22 protein-coding genes and 1 tRNA gene are annotated in these 23,120 nt (G+C 58.9%); 18 read left to right on the top strand and 5 right to left on the bottom strand.

What is annotated here, in order from left to right; translation table 11 throughout:
* On the bottom strand, positions 1-348 hold the full coding sequence (locus ACFSDX_RS05895; protein WP_382312282.1) for a hypothetical protein: 348 nt from the start codon (positions 346-348) through the stop codon (positions 1-3).
* Positions 349-438: 90 nt separating this feature from the next.
* Positions 439-2,358, bottom strand: a complete 1,920-nt coding sequence (locus ACFSDX_RS05900) for a capsule assembly Wzi family protein (protein WP_382312283.1) — start codon at positions 2,356-2,358, stop codon at positions 439-441.
* 119 nt (positions 2,359-2,477) lie between these two features.
* On the opposite strand from ACFSDX_RS05900, the gene ACFSDX_RS05905 reads away from it, so the two are divergent.
* From ACFSDX_RS05905 to ACFSDX_RS05915, 3 genes are all read left to right on the top strand, one after another.
* Positions 2,478-3,419 carry a GNAT family N-acetyltransferase gene (locus tag ACFSDX_RS05905; protein ID WP_382312284.1) on the top strand — a complete coding sequence of 314 codons (942 nt, stop codon included), beginning with the start codon at positions 2,478-2,480 and terminating at the stop codon, positions 3,417-3,419.
* The gene (gene upp / locus ACFSDX_RS05910; protein WP_382312286.1) at positions 3,404-4,093 is read left to right on the top strand and encodes a uracil phosphoribosyltransferase; all 690 of its coding nucleotides are present in this window, start codon (positions 3,404-3,406) and stop codon (positions 4,091-4,093) included. The genes ACFSDX_RS05905 and upp overlap by 16 nt, the downstream gene beginning before the upstream one ends.
* Before the next feature lie 132 nt (positions 4,094-4,225).
* A complete protein-coding gene (locus tag ACFSDX_RS05915; protein WP_382312287.1) occupies positions 4,226-4,672 on the top strand; it encodes a hypothetical protein in 447 nt (148 codons plus the stop codon).
* Positions 4,673-4,756: 84 nt separating this feature from the next.
* Here ACFSDX_RS05915 and ACFSDX_RS05920 read toward each other — a convergent pair whose 3' ends face one another.
* Positions 4,757-5,287 (bottom strand): GNAT family N-acetyltransferase, encoded by a 531-nt coding sequence (locus ACFSDX_RS05920; protein ID WP_382312288.1) that lies wholly within the window; start codon positions 5,285-5,287, stop codon positions 4,757-4,759.
* A gap of 344 nt (positions 5,288-5,631) precedes the next feature.
* Here ACFSDX_RS05920 and aqpZ point away from each other — a divergent pair, with 344 nt between their 5' ends.
* Both aqpZ and ACFSDX_RS05930 read left to right on the top strand, forming a co-directional pair.
* Positions 5,632-6,486 carry an aquaporin Z gene (aqpZ, locus tag ACFSDX_RS05925; protein WP_382312290.1) on the top strand — a complete coding sequence of 285 codons (855 nt, stop codon included), beginning with the start codon at positions 5,632-5,634 and terminating at the stop codon, positions 6,484-6,486.
* A gap of 90 nt (positions 6,487-6,576) precedes the next feature.
* Positions 6,577-7,455: a carbohydrate kinase family protein gene (locus tag ACFSDX_RS05930; protein WP_382312292.1), complete on the top strand. Its 879-nt coding sequence runs from the start codon at positions 6,577-6,579 to the stop codon at positions 7,453-7,455.
* A gap of 82 nt (positions 7,456-7,537) precedes the next feature.
* Here ACFSDX_RS05930 and ACFSDX_RS05935 read toward each other — a convergent pair whose 3' ends face one another.
* Complete coding sequence (locus ACFSDX_RS05935) at positions 7,538-8,959, bottom strand: DEAD/DEAH box helicase (protein ID WP_382312293.1); 1,422 nt, start codon at positions 8,957-8,959, stop codon at positions 7,538-7,540.
* A 241-nt stretch (positions 8,960-9,200) separates the two neighbouring features.
* Between ACFSDX_RS05935 and ACFSDX_RS05940 the strand changes: the two genes are divergently transcribed.
* From ACFSDX_RS05940 to ACFSDX_RS05955, 4 genes are all read left to right on the top strand, one after another.
* Positions 9,201-9,274: transfer RNA gene (locus ACFSDX_RS05940), tRNA-His, on the top strand.
* A gap of 97 nt (positions 9,275-9,371) precedes the next feature.
* Positions 9,372-10,310, top strand: a complete 939-nt coding sequence (locus ACFSDX_RS05945) for a PfkB family carbohydrate kinase (protein ID WP_382312295.1) — start codon at positions 9,372-9,374, stop codon at positions 10,308-10,310.
* Positions 10,311-10,457: 147 nt separating this feature from the next.
* Complete coding sequence (locus tag ACFSDX_RS05950; protein ID WP_382312296.1) at positions 10,458-11,060, top strand: TlpA family protein disulfide reductase; 603 nt, start codon at positions 10,458-10,460, stop codon at positions 11,058-11,060.
* Between the two features lie 100 nt (positions 11,061-11,160).
* Positions 11,161-11,418, top strand: coding sequence for a hypothetical protein (locus tag ACFSDX_RS05955; RefSeq protein WP_382312297.1), 258 nt, complete (start codon positions 11,161-11,163; stop codon positions 11,416-11,418).
* A 159-nt stretch (positions 11,419-11,577) separates the two neighbouring features.
* Here the strand turns inward: ACFSDX_RS05955 and ACFSDX_RS05960 are convergent, their stop codons facing one another.
* Positions 11,578-13,335 carry a M61 family metallopeptidase gene (locus ACFSDX_RS05960; protein ID WP_382312298.1) on the bottom strand — a complete coding sequence of 586 codons (1,758 nt, stop codon included), beginning with the start codon at positions 13,333-13,335 and terminating at the stop codon, positions 11,578-11,580.
* 255 nt (positions 13,336-13,590) lie between these two features.
* Here ACFSDX_RS05960 and rpmH point away from each other — a divergent pair, with 255 nt between their 5' ends.
* From rpmH to ACFSDX_RS06005, 9 genes are all read left to right on the top strand, one after another.
* Positions 13,591-13,755, top strand: coding sequence for a 50S ribosomal protein L34 (rpmH, locus tag ACFSDX_RS05965; protein ID WP_382312300.1), 165 nt, complete (start codon positions 13,591-13,593; stop codon positions 13,753-13,755).
* Positions 13,756-13,878: 123 nt separating this feature from the next.
* Positions 13,879-14,295 (top strand): ribonuclease P protein component, encoded by a 417-nt coding sequence (locus ACFSDX_RS05970; protein WP_382312301.1) that lies wholly within the window; start codon positions 13,879-13,881, stop codon positions 14,293-14,295.
* 82 nt (positions 14,296-14,377) lie between these two features.
* Positions 14,378-16,072 carry a S41 family peptidase gene (locus tag ACFSDX_RS05975; RefSeq protein WP_382312302.1) on the top strand — a complete coding sequence of 565 codons (1,695 nt, stop codon included), beginning with the start codon at positions 14,378-14,380 and terminating at the stop codon, positions 16,070-16,072.
* A 63-nt stretch (positions 16,073-16,135) separates the two neighbouring features.
* On the top strand, positions 16,136-16,465 hold the full coding sequence (locus tag ACFSDX_RS05980) for a DUF6678 family protein (RefSeq protein WP_382312303.1): 330 nt from the start codon (positions 16,136-16,138) through the stop codon (positions 16,463-16,465).
* Positions 16,466-16,473: 8 nt separating this feature from the next.
* Positions 16,474-17,175, top strand: coding sequence for a tRNA (adenosine(37)-N6)-threonylcarbamoyltransferase complex dimerization subunit type 1 TsaB (gene tsaB, locus ACFSDX_RS05985; protein ID WP_382312304.1), 702 nt, complete (start codon positions 16,474-16,476; stop codon positions 17,173-17,175).
* 264 nt (positions 17,176-17,439) lie between these two features.
* Positions 17,440-17,970: a DUF2480 family protein gene (locus tag ACFSDX_RS05990; RefSeq protein ID WP_382312305.1), complete on the top strand. Its 531-nt coding sequence runs from the start codon at positions 17,440-17,442 to the stop codon at positions 17,968-17,970.
* A 135-nt stretch (positions 17,971-18,105) separates the two neighbouring features.
* Positions 18,106-19,443, top strand: a complete 1,338-nt coding sequence (locus ACFSDX_RS05995; RefSeq protein WP_382312306.1) for an APC family permease — start codon at positions 18,106-18,108, stop codon at positions 19,441-19,443.
* A 95-nt stretch (positions 19,444-19,538) separates the two neighbouring features.
* Positions 19,539-20,783 (top strand): hypothetical protein, encoded by a 1,245-nt coding sequence (locus ACFSDX_RS06000; RefSeq protein WP_382312307.1) that lies wholly within the window; start codon positions 19,539-19,541, stop codon positions 20,781-20,783.
* A 173-nt stretch (positions 20,784-20,956) separates the two neighbouring features.
* Complete coding sequence (locus tag ACFSDX_RS06005; RefSeq protein WP_382312308.1) at positions 20,957-22,231, top strand: serine hydrolase; 1,275 nt, start codon at positions 20,957-20,959, stop codon at positions 22,229-22,231.
* Positions 22,232-23,120: the final 889 nt, after the last annotated feature.

A 23,120-nucleotide genomic window follows, 5' to 3' on the forward strand; every position in this document is an offset into this window, starting at 1 on the left:
TTAACGCTGGAAGGTGGCGGTTACTTCAATTAAGCCTTGGATGTGCTGGTTGAACTCTGGCAGTTGTTCGGCCGGCACCCAGAGCTCGTTGTGGTGCGCATCGCCCACGTTTTGCACCGCAAACTGCCCTAGGTACTTACTATCAACCGCAAAGCGCACTACGTAGCCCACGCCGTAGTACGGCACGTTCCAGTCGCGGCTGATTTGGTTAGCGTACGCCTCATTCAATACCGGATAAAAAATAGGCTGCTCCGGCAACCGAGGCGGAAACGCCCGCCAGCCACGAGCCGCAATCAAGTCAAGCTCCGCCTGATTAACCGGCCGATACAAAAAAGTAGTATCATTCATAAAATCAAAAATTTAACACGAAGCCCAAGTAGTCAGCCCGGCGCAGCCGGGCGTATCAGCGCAATCCGTTAAATCCGTTAAATCTGCGATTTATAGTTCGTGCAGGCGCTGGGCGATGTTCCAGCGCACGGCCAGCGAGGCGTAGACCTCGTTGCCGCTCACGGTGCCGTAATAGGTGGGCTGGTCAAGGGTTTGGTGGCGGGCGATGAGCGTGGCGTCCAAAAACAGGTTCAGGCGCGGCTGGTAGGTGGCCGTGAAATCGGCGTGCAACAGGCGGTTTTTGTCGCCGGTGCCCACGCGGTAACCGTAGTCCATCGGCCGCGTGTTAGTGTAGGACAACAGCACGTTGCTGCCGTAGTTGCTGGTGGTGCTAGGCGCCTGAGCATCAAGGCCCTGCACCGAGTAAAAAGCCTTGGCCACTAGGTTCAGGCGCGGCGCCGGCTGGTAGCTCAGGATGCCGAGCAGCTCCGACACATTGGCGCCCATGGGGTGGGCGAGAGGCTGCTGATAATGCTGGTAATTAGTGTACTGCGACTCGTGCTGGTAGGTAAATGGCCGGATAAAGTTGAACTCCAGCTGCAAGTCTAGGTTACGCACGCCGGCCACGTCGAGCAGCTTACCACCGAGTTGAATAGCCTGCTTATTGGCCCACCAACCATTGCCGGCCCGGATTTCGCTGAGCTTAAACTCATCGAGCACCAGCTGGCCGTAGAGCTGCGCGCGGTGCTTGATGTTCCACTTAAAATCGAGCCCTAGGAGGGCGTTATCAGTGGAACCCACCTGCTGCTCGATGGCCCGGTAGAAGATGACCGGGTTCAGGTACTGCAATTCCAGCCCGCGCCCCCGCCCGCCCGATACTTCCGACTCAAACACGCCGATATTGAAGTTATCGGTCACGTCGAGGCTCAGGTGGTGCAGCGCCAGGTACTTTTTGGGAAACAGCGAGTCGGTGGGGCTACCCGCACTGTTGTAAGTGCGGCCGGCCGTGAGCTCGGCAAAGATGTTCTGGTAGTTGAATTTCCAGACGCGGGTGTTCAGCTTCAAGAAAAAATAGGGCGCGCTGTAGTCCGATAAAATCAGCGAGCGGTAGCCGTTGCCGATAAAGTTGCGGTCGTGGGCAAACTGCACGTTGATGTGCTTGGTAGCCGCGTAGGTGATGCCGCCGCGCGCCGTAAAAAAGTCGTAGGCGCTGCCGCCCACGGTCTTAAAATCCTTCCAGTAGCCCTCGTGGGGCACAATGCGGTCGCGGCGGGTGCGCTGCTGCACCCAGCCCGGCACAGCCTGCTGGTTGTCGGTGAGGAAGCCGTAGAAGCCCAGGCGCTGGTCGATGGTGCCCTCAAAGGCAATGCCGCGGGTGTTCACGTAGCGAAGGCCGTCGATGCTGCCCGTGCCATTGTCCTTGCCGCCTTGCAGCAGCAGCACGGGGTTGAGGCGAAACGTGAAATCCTTGGTCTGAACGTGGTATAGGTCGGTTTGGTCGCGGTAGAAATACGTGAGCACCGGCCGCTGGCTCTGGTTGAGGCTGTCGCCGAGCGGCGAGTACATCCAGTTGTCCTTCAGCAGGTACTGCGCATTAAAGCGGTCGGCCCGCGAGAGCGAGCCTGGGCTGTAGGTGATGCTGTCGCCGGTCAGCAGGCGCTCGCCGAGGTGGGCGGCCGCCGCGCGGGTGTAGGGTCGCGCGCTGGTGTGCGGGTCGCGCAGCGAGTCGGAGCCGTACTTGATGGCGTAGCGGTCGAGCAGGCGGTACGTATTGGGGTCGAGCGGCACGTAGAGCGCGCCCTGGTACTCGTTGCTGGCCGGCGCCGCGCGCAGGCGGGGGGCCGGCTTGGGCGCCGGTCGGGCCGGTTTGGCAGTAACCTGGGCCGCCTGGTCGGCGGGCAGCGGCTTATTAAAAATATACCAGTTGGCCGTGCCGGGCGCGGGAGAAGCTGGCGCCGGAGCAGGCGTGGGCGTTTGGGCCGCGAGCCGGCCCGCCATTACCAACAGAACAGGAAATAGGTAGTGTTTCATCAAATAAAGAATACTACCCAGACGGGGCAGGAACTACAAAATTACGTCGGCCGCCGCCGCGCCGGTTTCCGGCCCCGACCTTTGGCTGCCATCCTGCTCCGCGAGCGTCTTTTCTAACTGTGCTGCGCCTGCTTTATTTCCCTGACCTCGACCTAGGTCGCTGGCAAGCCTGCGTGGCGGCCAGCCCCGGCGCGCCGCCCTACGTGCAGGCGTGGTGGCTGGCCGCCACGGCGGGCCGCTGGGCCGCCGTGGTCGAGCTAGGGCCGGGGGGCGAGTACCGCTCGCTGCTGCCCCTGCCGCTGAAGCGACGGCCGTGGGGCCGCGTGGCGTACCAGCCTTTGTTTACGCAGCAGCTCGGGCTGGTGCTGACGGCGGAAAGCCGCCAGACGCAGGTGGCCGACTACTTGGCCGTGGCTCGCCGAAGCTGCGTGGCATTCTATCAGCAATGGCCACCGGCGCAGCAGTCGCTGCTGCCGACTGGTTTTACGGTAGCCGAGCGCCTGACCTACCACCTCGACCTATGCGCGCCCTACGCCACCATCTACCAAAACTACCTCACGGGCTGCCGCCGCCGCCTGCGCAACAACCAGGCCCTGACGCAGCCCTTACTGGTAACGGAAAGCGACGACCTAGGCGCGCTGATTGAGCTGTTTCTCAGCTACCGGGGGGCGGCCTACACCGGGCTGCGGCCGCGCCATTACGCGGGGCTGCGCCGCCTCTACGCCGCGTTGCGGGCGCGGGGCGCGGCCGAGCTGCGCCAGGTGCGCCACCCGGCCACCGGCGAGCTGCTAGCCGGGGCGCTGTTTGTGCGCCACGCGGGCGGGCTCATTTATTTGTTTGCGGCTACCTCGCTGGCCGGCCGCGCGGCCAGTGCTCCGGTGCTGCTTATTGATGATGCCCTGCGCCGCTCGGCGGGGCAGCCGGGCCAGGTATTTGATTTTGAAGGGGGCAGCTTGCCCGGTATTGGCCGCTTTTTCACCAATTTTGGGGCGCGGCCCGTACTTTATCCAGCCGTTACGCTAACCCAATCCCCCTGGTTTCTCTCATGGATGCGCTCCTGACTTCATCTATCGCCGCCTTGCAGCAAGCTGACCGCCTGCACGTTGTCTGTGCTGAGCCCAGCATTGCCAACCACTTCCTGGCCGAGCTGCGCGATGTAGATGTGCAGAAGGACAGCCTGCGCTTTCGGCGCAACCTGCAGCGCCTGGGCGAGATTATCGCCTTCCGCATCAGCACGCAGCTCAGCTACACGCCGCAGGTAGTAAAAACGCCGTTGGGCGAAGCCCCCAGCCAGCTGCTGCGCGATTTTCCGGTGCTGGCTACCGTGCTGCGGGCGGGCCTGCCATTCCATCAGGGCTTCCTGAACTACTTCGACCAGAGTCCCAGCGCCTTTGCGGCGGCCTACCGCATCGAGGGCACGGCCCAGGTGCAGGTGCAGGTAGATTACCTCTCGGCCCCGAGCCTCGACGAGCGTGTGCTTGTGCTGGTTGACCCCATGCTGGCCAGCGGCAAAAGCCTCGTGCAAACCTACCGGGCCATGCTGCGCTTCGGCACGCCGCGCCAGGTGCACATTGCGGCCGTTATTGCCTCGCCCGAGGGCGTGGCCTACGTGGCCCGCGAAATCCCGGAAGCTACCCTGTGGGTGGCCGCCGTGGATGAGAAGCTCAACGAGCAGGCCTACATCATTCCGGGCCTGGGCGATGCCGGTGACCTGGCCTTTGGTAGCAAATTATAATTGGGGGTGGCACGCACGGAGTTGGCCCGGTCACCGTTACCAGCTCGAACAGCGGTGGTCAGCCCTAGGTAAGGTATTTTTGCCCGCCCGTCGTTTCGCTCTGTTCCCTCCGCCTTACTTAGTTTTCTGCTAGTGCTTCCCTACGCCGCCAAATGGGCTTCTGTCTTCCTGCTCAGCACGGTTAAGTTTCTGGGCGGCCCCTTGGCGGGCAGCAGCCTAGGCCTGGGCTTCTGGCAAACCATGGGCCTCACGGTGGCCGGCATGATGACCAGCGTCTTCATCTTCTCGGGCATTGGGCGGGTGTGGGTGCGCCACCGCCAGCAGCAGCGCCGGCTGCGCCGGGCGCCCGTATTTTCCAAGCGCTCGCGCAACATCATCAAGGTGTTCAAAAAGTTTGGGATGGGCGGTATCGCCTTCCTGACCCCAATTTTGCTGTCGCCCATCGGGGGCACCGTCATTGCCACGCTCCTGGGGGTGCCGCGCCAGCGCATTTTGCTGCACATGTTCTGGAGCGCCGTGCTGTGGGGTGGCGTGCTCACGCTGGCTAGCTCGCGCATCAGCCACCTGCTGCATCATTAGGGATGTTAGACATGAGATATAAGACGTGAGAACTGCTCTATTTAGCTTTCTCATACCTACCGGCTCATATCCAAGGTCTTATAGCTATAGCTGCTGCGCTCGCCACTCGTCTTCCAGTATACTCATCTCGACTAGGCTCCAATAATGGTCGTCGTGGCGCACCACGTCGCGCATTATCCCGTCTATGCGCAGGCCGCATTTCTTGTAGCAGCGAATGGCGGCCTGGTTGAAGTCGTACACGCCTAGGTCGATGCGATGCAGGTGCAGCTCTTCGAAGCCAATGCGCAGCAACGCGCGCACCATGGCCGCGCAGTAGCCCCGGCCCTTGCCCTCGGCCACCAGCACCCGCGAAATGCGCCCCGAGCGATTATGCTCGCTGATGCCGCCCAGCGAAATGTGGCCTACCGCCCGCCCGGTTTCGCTGTCCACCGCTTTGTAAATAAAGACTTCGGGGTGCGCGAAGTCGTTGGCCCCTTCGAGGTACCAGGTCAGGGCGCTGGGCGTGAGCGGAAACGAGAAAAGCGAGCCGCTCCATTCGTATTGCAGGCGCTCGTTATCAACCCACGCGATAAGCTGCGCGAAATCGGCCGGAGTAAATGGTTCTAGTGTAATCATGGGCTGGCAAAAATGCCGTAATGAGTAGGTGGGGCCAGCAGCGCGCAACTTGCCTCGCCCTGATACGGTTAGCTTGGGAGGTGGAGTTGTCATGAAATCAGTTGGTAGCGTAGCGCGCTTCTCTAAGGATTTGTGGGCCTGAGCAGACGAGCCGCAAAGCTTTTCGCCGTATGCTGCCGCGATTTTTTTGGAGGCAATAAAGCATACTAGCTGGCATTGGGTACCGCCGGTAAGATACCGACAGCACTTTTTACAAGAAAACGGTTTCGAACACCTCCGTTGGTAAGCCATTGGCGTATAGGGCAAACTTCATTTTAGTCTCACCCTCTTTTTTATTTGCGTCAATGGCGACTACTACTCCTATCATAAATGATTCTGAGCTCGAAGAGCAAGCAGGCTTTACGTCGCCCACACTGGGGCAGCGTTTGGGCGTCGAGTTCCTGGGTACTTTCTGGCTGGTGCTGGGTGGCTGCGGCAGCGCGGTGCTCGCCGCCGCGTTTCCTAACGTCGGCATCGGGCTGCTGGGCGTGTCGCTGGCCTTTGGCCTCACGGTACTCACCATGGCCTTTGCTTTCGGCCACATCTCGGGTGGGCACTTCAACCCGGCCGTGACGGTGGGCCTGTGGCTGGCTGGGCGCCAGGGCCCCAGGTTTGTGCTGCCCTACATTGTGGTGCAGGTAGTGGGGGCTACGGCCGGCGCGGCGGTGCTCTACTTTATTGCCAGCGGCAACCCTGCCTATAGCTTAGCTACTAATGGCTTAGCGGCCAACGGCTACGAAGCTGGCTCGCCGGGCCATTTCACCCTAGCGGCTTCTTTCGTTACGGAAGTCGTCATGACGATGCTCTTTCTCTTTATCATTCTGGGTGCCACCGACCGCCGGGCGGCCAAGGGGTTTGGCCCGCTGGCCATCGGCCTGGGCCTCACGCTCATTCACCTCATCAGCATTCCGGTCACCAACACGTCCGTGAACCCGGCGCGCTCCACTGGGCCTGCCTTCTTCGTAGGTGGTCTGGCACTGAGCCAGTTGTGGCTATTTTGGGTAGCCCCGCTGGTGGGTGCAGCCATTGCCGGCATTACGTACCGCTTCCTCACTGGGGCTGAAGGCCGCGAGCCGATAGCTTCGCAGGGCCAGCGGATTTCGCAAGCTACTACCAGCATCGGCGACGTCACGTCGAGCCGCTCCACGGGCGAGCTGTAGCCGCCGCGCTGCCGCGTCTTAGCGAAGCCGCAATTGGCTTGAATTCATCTCTGGTTCGTTATTTCGGTTTCCACTTTGGTCCTTACCCCTATGTCTGCCCCCATCGTTTGTTTTGGAGAAACTCTCTGGGATGTGCTGCCCACCGGCCGCCAGCCCGGCGGCGCACCTTGCAACGTGGCCGTGCACCTGCATCAGCTGGGACAGCCCGCGCAGCTTATCAGCCGCGTGGGGCAGGATGACCTAGGTGCCGAGTTGGTCGAGTTTCTGCAAGCTAAAGGCGTGGATACAACGCTGGTGCAGCGCAGCCAAACGCACCTCACCGGCGTGGTGAAGGCCAATGTCGATAACAGCCACGAGGTAACGTACAAGATTGTGGAGCCCGTGGCCTGGGACTACGTGCAGTACGCCCCCGAGCTGAAGGAAGCCGTGAGCAACGCGGCCATCCTGGTCTATGGCTCGCTAGCTGCTCGCCGCCCCGACACCCGCGAAACCTTGTATCAACTGCTGCCCAGCGCCCGTTACCGCGTATTTGACGTGAACCTGCGCCCCCCGCACTACACCCGCGCCGTGGTCGAAAACCTGCTGCGCCAAGCCGACATGGCCAAGCTCAACGAGCACGAGCTAGCCGAAATCACCGATTGGCTGGGTCTGCCCGCCGACGGCGATACCGCCCTGCCCTGGCTGGCCGAACACTATGGCCTACAAGCCGTGTGCGTAACGAAGGGCGCCGACGGAGCGGCTTTGTGGATAGCCAATCAACTCTTCACCCACCCTAGTTTCCCCATCGAGGTCAAGGATACCATCGGCAGCGGCGACGCCTTTTTGGCGGCACTGCTGGCCGGCTGGCAAGCCAAGCTAGCGCCCGCCGAGTGCCTGCGCCGCGCCTGTGCGGCCGGCGCTCTGGTGGCTACTCATCAAGGCGCCACGCCCGTGCTCACCGCCGCCGACGTAGACGCTATGTTAAGCTAGCGCGGCGCTGTCGCAGCAAAAAGGGCCTACTGCTACGAATAGCAATAGGCCCTTTTTAATACGGTTCCTCCGCCAGCTTGCGCTAGCTGCTGCGCCGGCGGGGCCGGGCGGCTATGGCTTTCATAGCGGGAGCTGAACCGCCTTTCTTACCCGTATTCTTCTTGCTACCCTTCTGGCTCTTTTTGAAGTGCTTGCCTTCCTCAAAAGCCTTGCCGGTGCGCTTATCAATGGTCACGCCGGGTTTTATCCACTCCTTTTTCTCGTGGAAAGCGCCCTTAAAATCGGGGTCCTGGCGGCGGCGCTGCTCGTCGAGGGTGCGGTCCTGCACCTGCTTTTCGATGAAGGGCGTGTTGGTTAGCGACACCTCCTCCGGGATAGGCAGCAGCGGAATCTCCTGGTTGATAAGCTCCGCGATGCGCTCCATGTGCTGGCGCTCGGTGGGGTCGGCAAACGTGATGGCCGCCCCCGCGTGCCGCGCTCGCCCCGTGCGCCCGATGCGGTGCACGTAGTCGTCGAATATCAGCGGCACGTCGAAGTTCACCACGTGGCTCACCTGCGGCACGTCAATGCCGCGGGCCGCCACGTCGGTGGCTACCAGGTAGCGCACGTTGCCCTCCTTAAAGGCGTCCATGCTGTTGATGCGGGCGTTCTGGCCCTTGTTGCCGTGGATTACGCGCACCTCGCCCACAGGCGCCTTGCGCTTGAGGAAGGCGGCCACCTGGTCGGCGTTTTCCTTGGTGCGGGTGAAAAACAGCACCCGCGTCATCTCGGCCGCATCGCGGTGCAGCAAGTGCTCCAGCAAGTTTATTTTAGTGGCCAGATTAGGCACCTCATACAGGCTCTGCGTGATAGTTTGGGCCGTTTGGGCCGGCGGCGTTACTTCCACCCGCACCGGAAATTCCAGGAACTCCTCGCTCAAAATTGCCACGCGCTCGGGCATGGTAGCCGAGAAAAGCACGTTTTGGCGCTTGCGCGGAATGATTTCCAGAATGCGCCGAATCTGGGGCATGAAGCCCATGTCCATCATTTTGTCGGCCTCATCGAGCACCAGCGTAGTCAGGTTTTTGAAGATGAGGTCGCCCTTGAGGTAAATCTCCATCAGGCGGCCTGGCGTGGCAATCAGAATGTCTAGCCCGGCCTTTATCGTCTCAATCTGCGTTTTTGGCCCCAGGCCGCCGTAGATGGCAAAAATGCGAATGTCGGTATTCACGGCCAGCGCCTTGAGGTGCTTTTCAAGTTGAATGGCCAGCTCGCGGGTCGGCGCCAGAATAAGCGCCCTAGGGTGCTCGCCTTGGGCATATTTCACCTTCATGAGCAGCGGCAGGCCGAAGGCAGCGGTCTTGCCGGTGCCCGTTTGGGCGATGCCCAGCACGTCGTGCCCCGCCAGCAGCAGCGGGATGGTTTGGAGCTGCACCGGTGTGGGCTCGGTGAAGCCCGCTTCGGCTACGGCCGTGAGCAGCTGCTTGTTAAGTTTAAAATCGGCGAAGGTGGCAAGGGTATCCATTTTGCAAAGGTCGGGATATTTTGTCGTTCGGTTGGCCACCTTGGTAAGAATAGCTTACCTACGGTCGTCATGTAGCGCGCAGCGAAGCATCTCGCGTGACGCAGTAATCTCTAGCGTAAGCAAACGTCAGCACGCGAGAGGCTTCGCTGCGCTCTGCATGACAGGTGTATACATTTTTCTTCCAAAAAACCTTGCATAAAACCACCTTTTGCGTATCTTTGCACTCCCAAACCACCACACGGTAGATATAGCTCAGCTGGTTAGAGCGTCGGATTGTGATTCCGAAGGTCGTGGGTTCGAGCCCCATTATTTACCCGCTAGAAAGTCCCCGGATGCGAATCCGGGGACTTTTTTTGTTATTTGTGCCGTTGCGCACCTGATTCTTATCTTCCCACTAACTCATTCTTCACAAATGAGCCTTCTCGTAATCGGCTCCGTGGCCTTCGACGCCCTGGAAACTCCTTTCGGCAAAACCGACAAAATCATTGGCGGCGCGGCTACCTACATCAGCCTGGCCGCCTCGTATTCGACCAAGCCGGTGAACCTGGTGGCCGTAGTGGGCGGCGACTTTCCGCAGTCCGACATCCTGACCCTCGAAGAGCACGGCGTAGACGTGGAGGGCCTGCAAATCAAGCCCGACGAAAAGTCGTTTTTCTGGTCGGGTAAGTACAACAAAGACCTCAACTCGCGCGAAACAATCACTACCGAGCTCAACGTGCTCGGCTCGTTCGACCCTGTTATTCCCGACGCCTACCAAGACTGCAAGTGGCTGATGCTCGGCAACCTAGCGCCTCAAGTGCAGCGCTTAGTTATTCAGCGTCTCGTCAACCGCCCTAAGCTCATCGTGCTCGACACCATGAACTTCTGGATGGACATCGCGGCCGAAGAGTTGCTGGCCACCATCGAAATGGTGGACGTGCTCAGCATCAATGATGAGGAAGCCCGCCAGCTTTCCGGTGAGTACTCGCTGGTGAAAGCGGCCCGCAAAATCCTGGCTTTCGGCCCCAAGTTCTTGATTATCAAGAAGGGCGAACACGGTGCGCTGCTCTTCCACAAAAATAAAGTATTCTACGCCCCAGCCCTGCCGCTGGAGGAGGTATTCGACCCGACCGGCGCCGGCGACAGCTTCGCGGGCGGCCTCATCGGCCACATCGCGGCCACCGACGACTACTCGTTCGAGAACATGAAGCGCGCCGTGATTCACGGCTCCGCGATGGCCTCGTTCTGCGTGGAGAAGTTCGGTACCGAGCGCCTGCTCAACCTCACGCAAGAGGAAATCGAAGCCCGCGAAGCCATGTTCGAAGAACTGGTGAAAGTGCAGCCCGCCGCCGTGGTCGAGAATGTGCGGTAAGCTTTAGCTTGCCGTAAAAAGTCACCCATTACAGCCGTCATGCTGAACGCAGTAAAGCACCTTGGCAGAGTCGTTAGAGAAGTAATCTAACGAGCCTGCCAAGGTGCTTTACTGCATTCAGCATGACATTTTTATACAGCTTTGATAATGACCACCTGGCTTCGTAAAAACTGGGGCGAACTCTTGTTCTTTACCGCCTTCGCTTTGGTAATGACCACCGGCCTGCGCCAGCCCGTGCTAAGCACCATGCAGCGCGGCCTGCTGGCCACCGGCCTGTGGCGCGCCACTCCGCCCGCGCGCCCAGTGGAGGCACCTAGTGCACAGTTTGCCAGCGAGCGCACGTACCCGCTCAACTTGCCGCTCGTCACCCTCGATGGCCGCCCGGCCAACCTAGGGCAGTTTCGCGGCAAAGTGGTGCTTGTGAATCTGTGGGCCAGTTGGTGCCCGCCATGCCTGGCCGAAATGCCGGGCCTGCAAGCCCTCTACCAAAAAGTGGATACCAGCAAAGTCGCCTTCGTGCTGATTTCGCTTGATGAAAACCAGAATAAAACTCGCGCTTTGCTCAAGCGCAAGCACTACACGATGCCGGTATTTTTCCCGACAGCCGACTTGCCCGCGCCGTTCGACTCGCCGTCCATTCCTTACACGGTCATCCTCACGCCGCAGGGCCGGGTAGCTGACCGCCACAGCGGCATGGCCGACTACGATACGCCCGAGTTCAAAGCCGCCCTGGAAAAGCTGGCCGATTGAACCAACCTTAGCTAAAAAAGCGTCCTGCCGGAGCCAACAAACACAACCCGCGCGCTCCTAAAAGGGTAAAAGGAAAGACACAATCTAACCTTTTCCCGCCATGTCACTCGCTCATCTGGAATCCGACCAAGAAGACGCCAAGCCGTCCGTCAATCCCTTCGAGAACACGAAGAAGAAAAGCACGCAGACGCAGGACCCGAACACGAACGCCGTATCGACCCACGGCAACACTACTGACGGTAACGATGCCGGTGAAGGCGTGCACAACACACGCAATAATCCCCAAGGCAACAGCCCTATGTCGGTAGACACCCACAACAACAGCACCAAGAAAGGCCCCGGTAAGCAGGGCGACTAGACCGCAGACTTCACAGATACGCCCGCCTACAGCGGGGTGATTACCGAAATAAGAACGAGAAAGCTGCCCTTTTGGGCGGCTTTCTGCGTTTTGAGCCTCGAGTGTTTGTAGAAGAAGAGAAGGCAGCCCGCAGTAGGCGGGCGTATCTGTGAAATCTGTTTAATTCGTTTGAATCTGCGATTCAAACTCCCACCCAAGCCACTTCTGGAAGCCAGCTTTCTGCGCCTCATCAGCATCAGCCAATTTTTCTACCGTATAGCGCACGCCAAAAGCCGCGCTGGGCTGGGCTGGTAGCTCCACCAGCACCAGTCGATTTTGGCGGAACACGGCTACCTCGTAGCGCGATGCGCCCGTGCTGAGCAGGCTGTGCAGGTTCATATCGACGCGGCGGCCGTTGATGGCCACAATCTCATCATCGACGGTGAGCACAGCCGCGGCCGGCGAGCTAGGCCAGATGTAAGTAACTTCAGTGCGTTCGTTTTTCACCACGGTGCGGAAGCCAAAAGTGCCTTCCGAGGCCGAAGCGTTTTCGTAAGCTACCAGCTGGCAGCCTACAGTATGCAGCGCCTTGTCTAGTGGCTCTTGCAAGGGCGCGATGCCATTGATGAATTTATCGAAGTAGACTTGCATTTTGCGGCCCGCCACCTCGCTCACGATGCGGGCGTAATCTTCGTCGGTGTAGCCGAGGCCGGTTTTGCCGAAGTCGTCGTATAGGCGGCGCATCACATCGTCGAGGCTACGAGCGTGGCCGTGCAGCTGCCGGATGGTGAGGTCGAGTAGCAGCGCTGCCAGCGCGCCCTTGTGGTAGACCGATACTTTACGGTCAGGCACGCCCGGCTTGTAGCCGTCGAGCCAGAGGTCCATGCTGGCATCGGTCAGGCTTAAGTTTTGGCCGCCCGCGTCGTCGTAGTGCTTGCGTAGCACGCCGTTTAGCTCCTCCAGATACTGGGCCGGCGTGCGCACGTGGCTACGCGTGAGCAGGTAGTCGCCGTAATAGGTCGTAATGCCCTCCGCGATGTAGCAAGTGCGAAAATAATTTTCGCGGGCGTAGTCGTAGGGCTGCATCTCGGCGGGGCGGATGGCCTTGATGTTCCAGGTATGAAACAGCTCGTGGCAGCTCACGCCCAGCAGTTCCTTGTACAGCGCCTCGTGCATCAGCAGTTCGGCCGGCCCTAAGGTTATCACGGTCGAGTTGTGGTGCTCCACGCCGTGGTAGTGCTTGTAGGGCAAAAACTGGTTCAGGAAGTGGTAATCAGCCACCGGGAAGCCACCGAACAGCGTCAGCTGCTCTTCCGAAAAGGCCTTAAAATCAGCCAGCAAGCGCGGCCAGTTGATGAGCGCCTCCTCACCCTGCGCCCATACGTGGAAGGGCAGTCCGCCCGCCTCGTACTGCTCGTGCTGAATGGTGGGGCTGGCGATGAGCGGCGCATCGGCCAGCTGGTCAAAATTATTGGCTTCCAATACATTGGGCTGCGACTGCGACAAGCCACAGGCTAGGCGCCAGTCAGGCGGCAGCACCAGCGAGAGCTGGCACGGCTCGTACTGGTGGCCCTCGGCGTACATCAGGGCCTGCACAGGGTTCAGGTAGAGCTGGGTTTCATCGAGCCACGAGCCGCCGGCATCCATCTGGTGGGCGTAGAAGTTATAGCGTACGCGCACGCTGCGGCCCGCCGCGCCGGGTATCTCCCAGCGGTCTTTCGTGACCTTGCGGTAGGGGAGGGACTCGTCGGTTTCGGCGTCGCTGACCTCTACACGCTGAATTTTTTGAGCGAAATTCTGTAGCTCGTAGCGCCCTGGTCGCCAAGCGGGTAGCTGGAGGGCTAACGGCTCCGAGGCTTCGGCCGGCACCTCCACCATGAGCTGGATTTGCAAGTAAAAGGTAAGCGGATTCTCGAACGAAACGTGGTAGTAGGTCATGGGTAGGAGGTAGGCGGCTTGCAATGTTACGTACAGGCGTCGCTAGGGGTAGAGACGCAATATTCTGCGTTTTGCGTTAGGATGCGTTATTCAGTAGTTGAAGTCTAACGTCAGCATACGCTACTCGACAACGCAAGACGCAAAATATTGCGTCCCTACCCCCAACAACGGCCATCCGGCATTCTTGAAGTAACGTCTTGCTATTGTAAATCGAAATTCGTACCTTTGCCGGCCCAACTGGTAATTTGACTTGACATGAAACGCACCTACCAACCCTCGCAGCGCAAGCGCCGCAACAAGCACGGTTTCCGCAACCGTATGGAAACCGCTAACGGCCGCAACGTGCTGGCCCGTCGTCGTGCCAAAGGCCGCAAGCGCCTCACCGTATCGGACGAAGGCCGTCACAAGCGCGTAGGCTAAGCTACTAGTATCCAAGCTGGTAGCGTATCGGCTAGCAGATAGCCGCATTGTTGGGGTAGGTTATTTCCTGGTTCTGCCAGGAATAACCGCCGCTACAATGCGGCTTCGCTATTTTCAAATAACGTGAACGAGCCCTCAGTTACCAGGACCTATACTTTCCCAAAAAGGGAGCACTTGTGCAGCAAAAAGCGCATTGAGGAGCTCTTTAACCGGAAGAATCCCTCGCTGGGCGTGTACCCACTGCGCCTGACCTGGCTGCCCGCGCCGGCGCGCACCGCCACCCCGCCAGAGGTGCTCATCACGGTGCCCAAGCGTACTTTTAAGCGGGCCGTGGACCGCAATCGCCTCAAGCGTCTCCTGCGCGAGGCCTATCGCCTTAATAAATACCGCCTTACGGAAGTCGAAAACGGTCATCCGGTGGCGCTGTTGGGTATTTTGTATACTGGCAAGGAAAAAAGCGAGCTGCCGCTGATAGAAAAAAAATTAATTTCCGGGCTGAATCGTTTGCTGGCAGAAGCCTCGGTGCAACCCGCGCCGTAGTATTGCTTATCTTCAGGGAAGTGGTAGGAAAAGGCGCCGGACACCGGCTTTTCTTGGCCTATTCTTTGTTATCTTTCCGCCGATGACTACCCGTACTAAAGTTCTCGCCACCCTCGGCCTCGGCACGCTGGGCCTCGTCAGTTTCCGCACCGCTTCCGACAGCGAGCGGTACTTCGAGATTGCCAAAAACCTGGATATTTTCGCCACGCTCTTCAAGGAGGTGAACACGTATTACGTGGACGAAATCACGCCCGGCAAGCTGGTGAAAACGGGCATCGACGGCATGCTCAAGTCGCTGGACCCGTACACCAACTATATCCCGGAGGACGATATAGAGGACTTCCGCACCATGACGACCGGGCAGTACGGCGGCATCGGCGCTCTCATCATCAAGCGCAACGGCAAGACCGTGGTGCAGAGCGCCTACGAAGGCTACCCCGCCCAAAAAGCGGGCCTGCTGCCCGGCGATGAAATCTTGACTATCAACAACATCAATGTTGATAAGAAGACCAATGCCGACATCAGCAAACTGCTGAAAGGCCAGGCCAACTCGGTGGCCAAGCTCATCGTGACGCGCTACGGCCAGGACAAGCCGGTGCAAATCGACATTACCCGCGATAAAATCCAGGTTAACAACGTGCCCTACTACGGCATGCTGACGCCCGAAATCGGCTATTTCCAGCTCGGTGGCTTCACCGTCGATGCCGGCCGCGAGGTGCGCAACGCCGTGGTGAAGCTCAAGGAGCAGGGTGCCAAAAAGCTAATTTTCGACATCCGCGACAACCCCGGCGGCCTGCTCAATGAGGCCGTGAATATCTCTAACCTATTTGTGGACAAAGGGTTAGACGTAGTAAGCACTAAAGGTAAAGTAACGGAGTGGAATAAAACTTACAAGGCCCTCGACGTGCCGCTGGATATCCAGATTCCGGTGGCTATCATCACGAGCAACCGCTCAGCTTCGGCCTCCGAAATCGTGTCGGGCGTGCTACAAGACTACGACCGCGCCGTGCTCGTGGGCGAGCGCACCTTCGGCAAGGGCCTCGTGCAGGCAACGCGCCCCCTCAGCTATAACTCGCAGTTGAAGGTGACGACCGCCAAGTACTACATCCCCAGCGGCCGCTGCATCCAGGAAATCGACTATTCGCACCGCGGCGAGGACGGCGCGCTCACCAAATTCCCCGATTCGCTCCGCACGGCCTTCAAAACCCAGGCCGGCCGCGTGGTGTACGACGGCGGCGGCGTGGCCCCCGACATTGAGGTGCAGGACCGCGAAATCGCCGACATCACCCGCGTGCTTATCCAGAAGAGCTACCTCTTCGACTACGCCACCCGCTACCGCTCCGAGCACGCCACTATCGCGCCCGCCAAGCAGTTCAAGCTCGCCGATGCCGACTACCAGAAGTTCGTCGCCTACCTCCAAAACAAAAACATCTCCTACAGCACCGACGCCGAGCGCTCCCTCACCGACCTCACCAAAAAGGTGAAGGAAGAAAAGCACTACGACGACGTGAAAGTAGAGCTGGATGCTATCAAGAAGAAAGTCACCGTCAACAAAGCCAACGACTTACAGCGCTTCAAGCCCGAAATCAAGGAAATTCTGGAGTCGGAAATCGTGTCGCGCTACTACTACGAGAAAGGCCGCACCGAAGCCAGCTTCGACGACGACCCCAACATCCAGGCCGCCGTGGCCGTCCTCAACGACCCCAACCGCTACGCCGCGCTGCTGAAGCCGGGCGGCCAAGCCGCCAGCGCGCGGAAGTCGGCGGGCACGAAGTAGCAGCCAATGGCTTTCAAAAGCAAAGAAGCAGGTGCCGCAAGGTGCCTGCTTTATTTTTGCTGAATGAATAAGCTAGAAGCGCTGGCCGATTTTCTGCGGCAGCTTCATTGTCAAGTAAGGCTGAAGCATGAAGCGTACGAAGCACCGGAGGGATGGGCTGGAGGAATCGGCTTGCCAGTACGTGGATACATCGAACTGAACGGACCTTGGCCATTCCGACAGATAGAATGGCTCGAAATTAATCCGGCTGTTACAGAGCATATAGGCAGGCTTGTTAAGCCTAAACAGCATAATTACTCAGAAGAAATAAGCGCGTTCTTACATTCTAAAAGTATTGCTTACTCTATAAAGGAGGGAACAATACGAATCCCTTTCTCTGAATTTACCGGATAGTATTTGTAATGAATTTATTACTCTCCCTCGAAACCTCATCCCCAATTTGTTCCATCGCACTGCACAAGGTGGAGGACGGCCGCCTGCTAGGCCAAGCCGAATTGCGACTGGAAAAATCGCACTCCACGCACCTCACGGTATTGATTGAGCAGCTCGTGGCCAATACCGGCCATACGTTGCGCGACCTCGCGGCCGTAGCCGTGAGCGATGGCCCCGGCTCGTATACCGGCCTGCGCATTGGGGCGGCGGCGGCCAAGGGCTTGTGCTTTGCGCTGGATATTCCGCTGGTGGCGGTGGGCACGCTGCCCGCGCTGGCCCACCAGATAGCTACCCGCACGCCCCGCGCCGATACTTATCGCTATGCGCCCATGCTCGATGCCCGCCGGCAGGAGGTATACACGGCCCTCTATCGCGCCGATGGCCACGAGCTGGCTGCGCCCGCGCCGCTCATCCTCACGTCCGAGGCCCTAGCCGAACAATTGGCCCACCACTCGGTGTTGTTCTTTGGGTCGGGCGCCGCTAAGTTTCAGTCCTTGGTAAGCGACGACCCGAACGCTGTTTTTCTAGATGATGTGCAGCCCTCGGCGGTGAGCGTCGGCGAGCTGGCCCTAGGTGCTTACCAGCGCCAGGAATTTCAGGACGTGGCGTATTATGAGCCATTTTACTTAAAAGAAGTTTACACCACTACGCCCAAAAAACAGCCGTTGTGAGCCATTCGGATTAGTGCCGGTAGCCCTGCCAAGTGCCGCCGTAGCGGTAGCCCGGCTGGGGTTTCGCTTTGATGCAGCAACTCTCGCAGACGAAAACCCAGCTTTTGCCTATAGTCGCTGTTTGAATGCGGTAGAGCGTGGTTGCCTCCTGCTGACAGTGGGCGCAAATCTTGGTTTTCATGGTTGCTGGTCTGTTTTACTGCTGCTGTAACTGTTGCCCGCGCAGTACTGTTCTTATTCATTCTGCTACTAATTTTTATGGACATGGAGCCGCTTTTTGTAAACCGTGTGGCCGCTTCCGGCCTCGTTACCCTCAATCTGGAGGAATACATTCACCCCGGCGACCGCGTGGTGTACGACATCAAGGACAACCTCTTCCACGGCCTAATGCTGCGCGAAAAAGACTTCCGCGAGTTCGTGAAAACCCATGACTGGGCGCAGTATGACGGCAAGAACGTCGCCATCATCTGCTCGGCCGATGCCATCGTGCCCACCTGGGCCTACATGCTGCTGGCTAGCAAGCTGCAAGGCCACACCCACCGCTACGTATTCGGCGATGTGGAAGCGCTGGAGCAGTCGCTGTTCGAGGAAGCAATTGCGGGCATCAACCCCGCCGATTACCAAGATGCGAAGCTGGTGATAAAAGGCTGCGGCGATAAACCGGTGCCCACGTTCGCCTATGTGGCCATCATGCAGCGGCTGCTGCCAGTGGCCGCCAGCGTCATGTACGGCGAGCCGTGCAGCACCGTGCCGCTCTACAAGAAGCCGAAAGCGGCCGCCGTCGCAGAAGCTTAAAAACCCTGCGGAACTCCACGGCTTACCCTGCGAAACCCTGCGGGAAAACACTATCGAAAGCCCTTGCTACTCCCTGGCAAGGGCTTTTTCGTGTCTTAGTAAAAAGAAACGCCCATTTGTCCGACATTTGCCGGCGTGCAAACACAACCTTATAAGATAGATTTTCGCACTGGTGTCGCTATTGTCATCGCCAGTATGGTCGGCACTGGTGTTTTCACCAGCCTGGGTTTTCAGCTCCTAGGTATTCAAAGCGGCTTTGCGCTGCTGATGCTGTGGGCGGTGGGCGGCCTCATCGCGCTGTGCGGCGCCGTGAGCTACGGCGAGTTGGCGGCGGCCATGCCCCGCTCGGGCGGCGAGTACCACTACCTCAGTCAGATTTACCACCCGGCCCTCGGGTTTCTGTCGGGTTGGGTATCGGCCACGGTGGGCTTTGCCGCGCCCACGGCGCTGGCCGCGCTGGCACTGGGCCGCTATGCCCAAAGCGTGTGGCCCGCCCTGGCCGCGCCGCTCCTGGCCGGCACCTCGGGCGCGCAATGGCTGGCAATCGGTGTGGTGCTCCTGCTGGCGCTGGTGCACGGCCTTAGTATTCAAGCGGGTAGCCGACTACAGGTGGCCATTACCACTCTGAAAGTAGTCGTGCTAGTAGCCTTCATCGGTGCGGGCCTGGTGGCGGGCAAGCCGCAGGCCTTAAGTTTTGCGCCCGACGCGGCCGGCTGGCGAGCGCTGCTCAGCCCCACCTTCGCCGTGAGCCTGATTTACGTGAGCTACGCCTACTCGGGCTGGAATGCCGCCGCTTACCTCACCGGCGAAATTGACCAGCCCCAGCGCAATTTATCGCGCATTCTGCTCACCGGCACGGCCATCGTACTCCTCTTATATGTGGGGCTGAATTTTGTGTTCCTGCGCTCCACGCCCCTGGGCTGGCTGAAAGGGCAGCTGGAAATTGGCTTTATTTCGACGAATTACCTCTTCGGCCCGGCCTGGGGACGGTTTGCCGGAGCCGTTATTGCTGCTTTGCTCGTGTCCACCATCAGCGCCATGATTTTTGCTGGTCCCCGCATCACCCAAGCGATGGGGGAGGACCTGCCCGCCCTAGGGTGGCTGGCCAAGCGCACGCCGGCGGGCATTCCGCAGCGGGCGCTGTTGCTGCAAGTAGCGATTAGCTTAGTTTTTATTCTGAAGCCCAATTTTCAATCAATACTCGTGTATGCAGGCTTCGTGCTCAATCTGTTCACGTTCCTGACGGTGCTGGGGGTATTTGTCTTGCGCTGGCGGCAACCGCAGCTGCCACGCCCGTACCGTGCCTGGGGCTACCCCTTCACGCCGCTCATCTTCTTAGCGCTGAGCGCCTGGACGCTGGTTTTTATCATCAAAGACAAGCAAACGGAGTCGCTCTACGGCCTGGCTACCGTAGTAGGCGGCCTGCTAGTTTATTTCGCCGCGCAAAAGCTCAAGCCCGCGCCCCGTTCTTAGGGGCTGCGCTAGTCTGTTCAGTTCACCTTTTAATCTTCTGCTGATTAACGATTGTCCAGCAGTATCTGCCCGGCTAGCCGTCGCCCTTTCTATCAATGCGCCTTTCTCTGCTTTCCCTCCTGCCAGCTTTCGCTTTGCTGGCCGCCTGCTCTCAGTCGAATACCGAGCAGCAAGCCACCACTGAAACAATGGCCGATACGGCCAGTAAGGTTGTTGCCACCGCGCCGCACCCCGCCGCCCCGCCCGACAGCGCCGCCCCAGCAGCCAAGCCGACAGCTGCTACCCTCGCCCCCGATACCGCCAACGTCCAGAACGTAGCCGCCTACCTCTCCGGCCTGCCGCCCAAAGTCGAAACTCCGCTGGCCGAGCTAGCTGCCCAGCCCACCTGGCAGGCTTTCGCCAAAGACCAGGATAAAAGCTGGGCCAAGTACCGCGCCACCCACACCGCCCCCATGAATAAATGGGCCGCCACCGAGCTCGACTCGGTGCGCCAGGCTACCACTACGCTGTTCTACCCCTTCAGCGGCCCCGATTTCCTGAACGCCTTCACCCTGTTCCCCACCGCCAGCACCTACGTCATGTTTGGCCTGGAGCCCGTGGGCAGCGTCCCCAGCCGCGAAAACCTGGCCAACCCCGCCATCCTGCCCGCCGTCAAAAAGTCGCTCTGGTCGGTACTGAATTTCAGCTTCTTCCGCACCAATGACATGGCCGTGGACCTCAAGTCGGTAAACCTCGACGGGGCCGTGCCGCTCATCATGCTCTTCGCTGCCCGCACCGGCAACCACCTCCAGTCCGTGCGCCCCGTGCAGCTCGATGCCCAGGGCCAACTCCACGAGGTAACCGACACCACCCGCGCAGTTGGCTCGAAAGCCATCCCCGGCGCCGAGCTAAAGCTGCAAGCCGCCGATGGCACCGAAAAAACCATCTACTACTTTTCCGCTGACCTCAGCGACTGGAAGCTCAGTACCAAAAACGCCCCGCTGAAATACGTGCGCAGCCTAGGCCCCCTCACCACCTACGTGAAGTCGGCCACCTACCTCATGCACAAAAGCTACTTCTCCAAAATCCGCAACCTAGTTTTAGAGCGCAGTAATTACCTTTTGCAAGATGATAGCGGCGTCGCCATGAAGTATTTCCCTAAAAGCGCCTGGCAATTCACCTACTACGGTACTTACCGCCGCCCCATCAACCTCTTCGCCAAGCAGTACCAGCCCGAGCTCACTACCGCCTACCACGACAGCCTGCGCCGCGCCCGCCCGCTCCCCTTCGGCACCGGCTATAACTGGCGCCAAACTGATAGCAACCTATTGCTGGCGAAGCGCCGTACTCCTATTAAGTAAGGGAGCAGCTTGGACTCTGCGAGTCCAAGCGCGAGCGCAACTCGCATTCGGCGTTGGCCCGCCACCCACCAGTCAAGGCATAAAGAGTAGGGTAGGGGCCAGAGTCACCAACCCACCCCAGAACGAAGAAGGCCGTGATACAAACTATCACGGCCTTCCTTATTATATACAGTATGAAAACATCCGCCTTTCTAAAGTCTATCCTAGTCCTCCTAACGATACTAGTAACTACTCGCGCTCAAGCCCAGGCGCCACAGTACCCCGATTCTCCCCTCCTCGACAGCCTCCTCCGCACTAACCCCGCCCTGGCTAAAGTCCTCAGCCATTCCGCCACCTACCAGCTCCAAATCATCTACACCCAGATAAACCGCGACGCCCAAAACGTCCCGCACTTCATTCAGCACACCTACCACCTCAACCCCAGCCAGTACTTCAACCCCGCCAGCCTAGTCAAACTGCCCGTCGCGTTACTAGCGTTAGAAAAGCTCCACACCCTGCCCACTCCTATTAATAGGAGCACGATACTATCCACCGGCACCGCCTGGCGCTGCCAAACGCCCGTCCCCTTCGCCGCCCCTGCCGATTCCGACCGCCAAGCCACCGTCGGCAACTACATCAAGCGGATGCTGCTCGTCAGCGACAACCTCGCCTACAACCGCCTCTACGAGTTCCTCGGCCAAAAACCCCTCAACGACCGCCTCCAGCAGCTCGGCTACCCCGGCAGCCGCATCGTGCGCCGCTTCGCCCCCTGCGATACCGCCGCCAATCGCCACACCAACCCCATCGCCTTCCACACCCCAACGGGCGATACATTATATAAGCAGCCCGCCCAAACCAACCCCCGCACGCCCGCGCCACCCCTAGGGCCCGTTTTCGCCGGCCGCGCCTATCAGGTCGGCAGCCGCGTCATCCACCGCCCCTACGAGTTCACCACCGCCAACAACCTCCCCCTGCCCGACATCACTGCCCTGCTCCAAACCGCCCTCTTCCCCGAGTCCGTCCCCGCCGCCCAGCGCCCCCACCTCACGCCCGCCGACCACGCCTTCCTCCGCCAATACCTTCACCTCACGCCCCACGCCAGCCACTTCACCCCCTACGCTGCCCCCAAGTACTTCGACGCCTACAAAAAATACCTCTACTACGGCCGCCGCATCGAGGCCCAACTCCAGCCCGGCCTCCGCATTTTCAACATCGTGGGCATGTCGCACGGCTACCTGGCCGACGTCGCCTACTTCGCCGATTCCCTCCACCAGTCCGAATTCCTGCTCAGCGCCGTCCTCTACGTCAACCAAGACGGCATCATCAACGACGCCAACTATGAATACGACACCATCGGCGAGCCCTTTCTAGTCCAGCTAGGCCAGCTTTTCTACCAGTACGAGGCCCGTCGCCCCCGCCCATACCACCCTAACCTGACCATTTTCTTCGAAAAAGACCCCCAACCCTGAATTTTTCTCGCCCCCGCCCAGTTTGCTAACCGGCTGACTGCTACCACTGGCACTCCACGGCCCCCGCTGGCAAAGCCAAAAGTCTACGAAAATAATCACACACCCGTTATCAGCAGCCCGTTTTCTCTAGTACTTTTGCACTCCCAAATCGAACGGACGAGGGCAGCAAAGAGAATTGAGGCAAAAAATAATCCTCCATAATCTTTGCGAATTCCAAAATACTCAGCGTACCTTTGCACCCCGTTCCAGCAACGGTTCATCGGAATCGCCGAAGAAGAGGTTTAAAAATGAAATTTTTTTCGCCTCAAATTTGGAGAATCAGAAAAAATAGCTACCTTTGCACTCCCAAAGAAAATGAGGGAAGCAAATAGCGAATAACAGCAACGTGATTCACAAGCTGTTACAAATCAAAGGTCGACTTAATCGAAGTCGATGCGACCAACAAAACAGACTGAGAAAATTTAAAAAATTCTCCTTTTAGTTTTGAAAGTCAAAAAAACTTCTTACCTTTACAAAGCGCTCCAACAGGAAGCAATCGCAAAGCAAGTCAAAACGAGAACACTAAAAATTTTTCGCCTAAAACTTGCAAAATAAAAAGTCTTTCGTATCTTTGCACTCCCAATTAAAACAGGGCGCTGTAAATAGCGAAATCGGGCCGCTTACGCAGCCCGCCATGTTGTTTCAATTGGAAGCAACAAACGTTCTTTGAATGACTGGAAAAGACAAATGGTAAGTATGCCTACGTAAGCAGGCAGAAATGTAACATTAAATTAAACTCGTTAATACGAGTCGGATTAGCACTCGACATCAGCCACGGTTCGCCGTGGTGTAGGAATATTTTACAATGGAGAGTTTGATCCTGGCTCAGGATGAACGCTAGCGGCAGGCC

It is taken from the genome of Hymenobacter bucti (assembly GCF_042681145.1).
In the GTDB taxonomy this organism is placed as follows: Bacteria; Bacteroidota; Bacteroidia; order Cytophagales; family Hymenobacteraceae; genus Hymenobacter; species Hymenobacter bucti.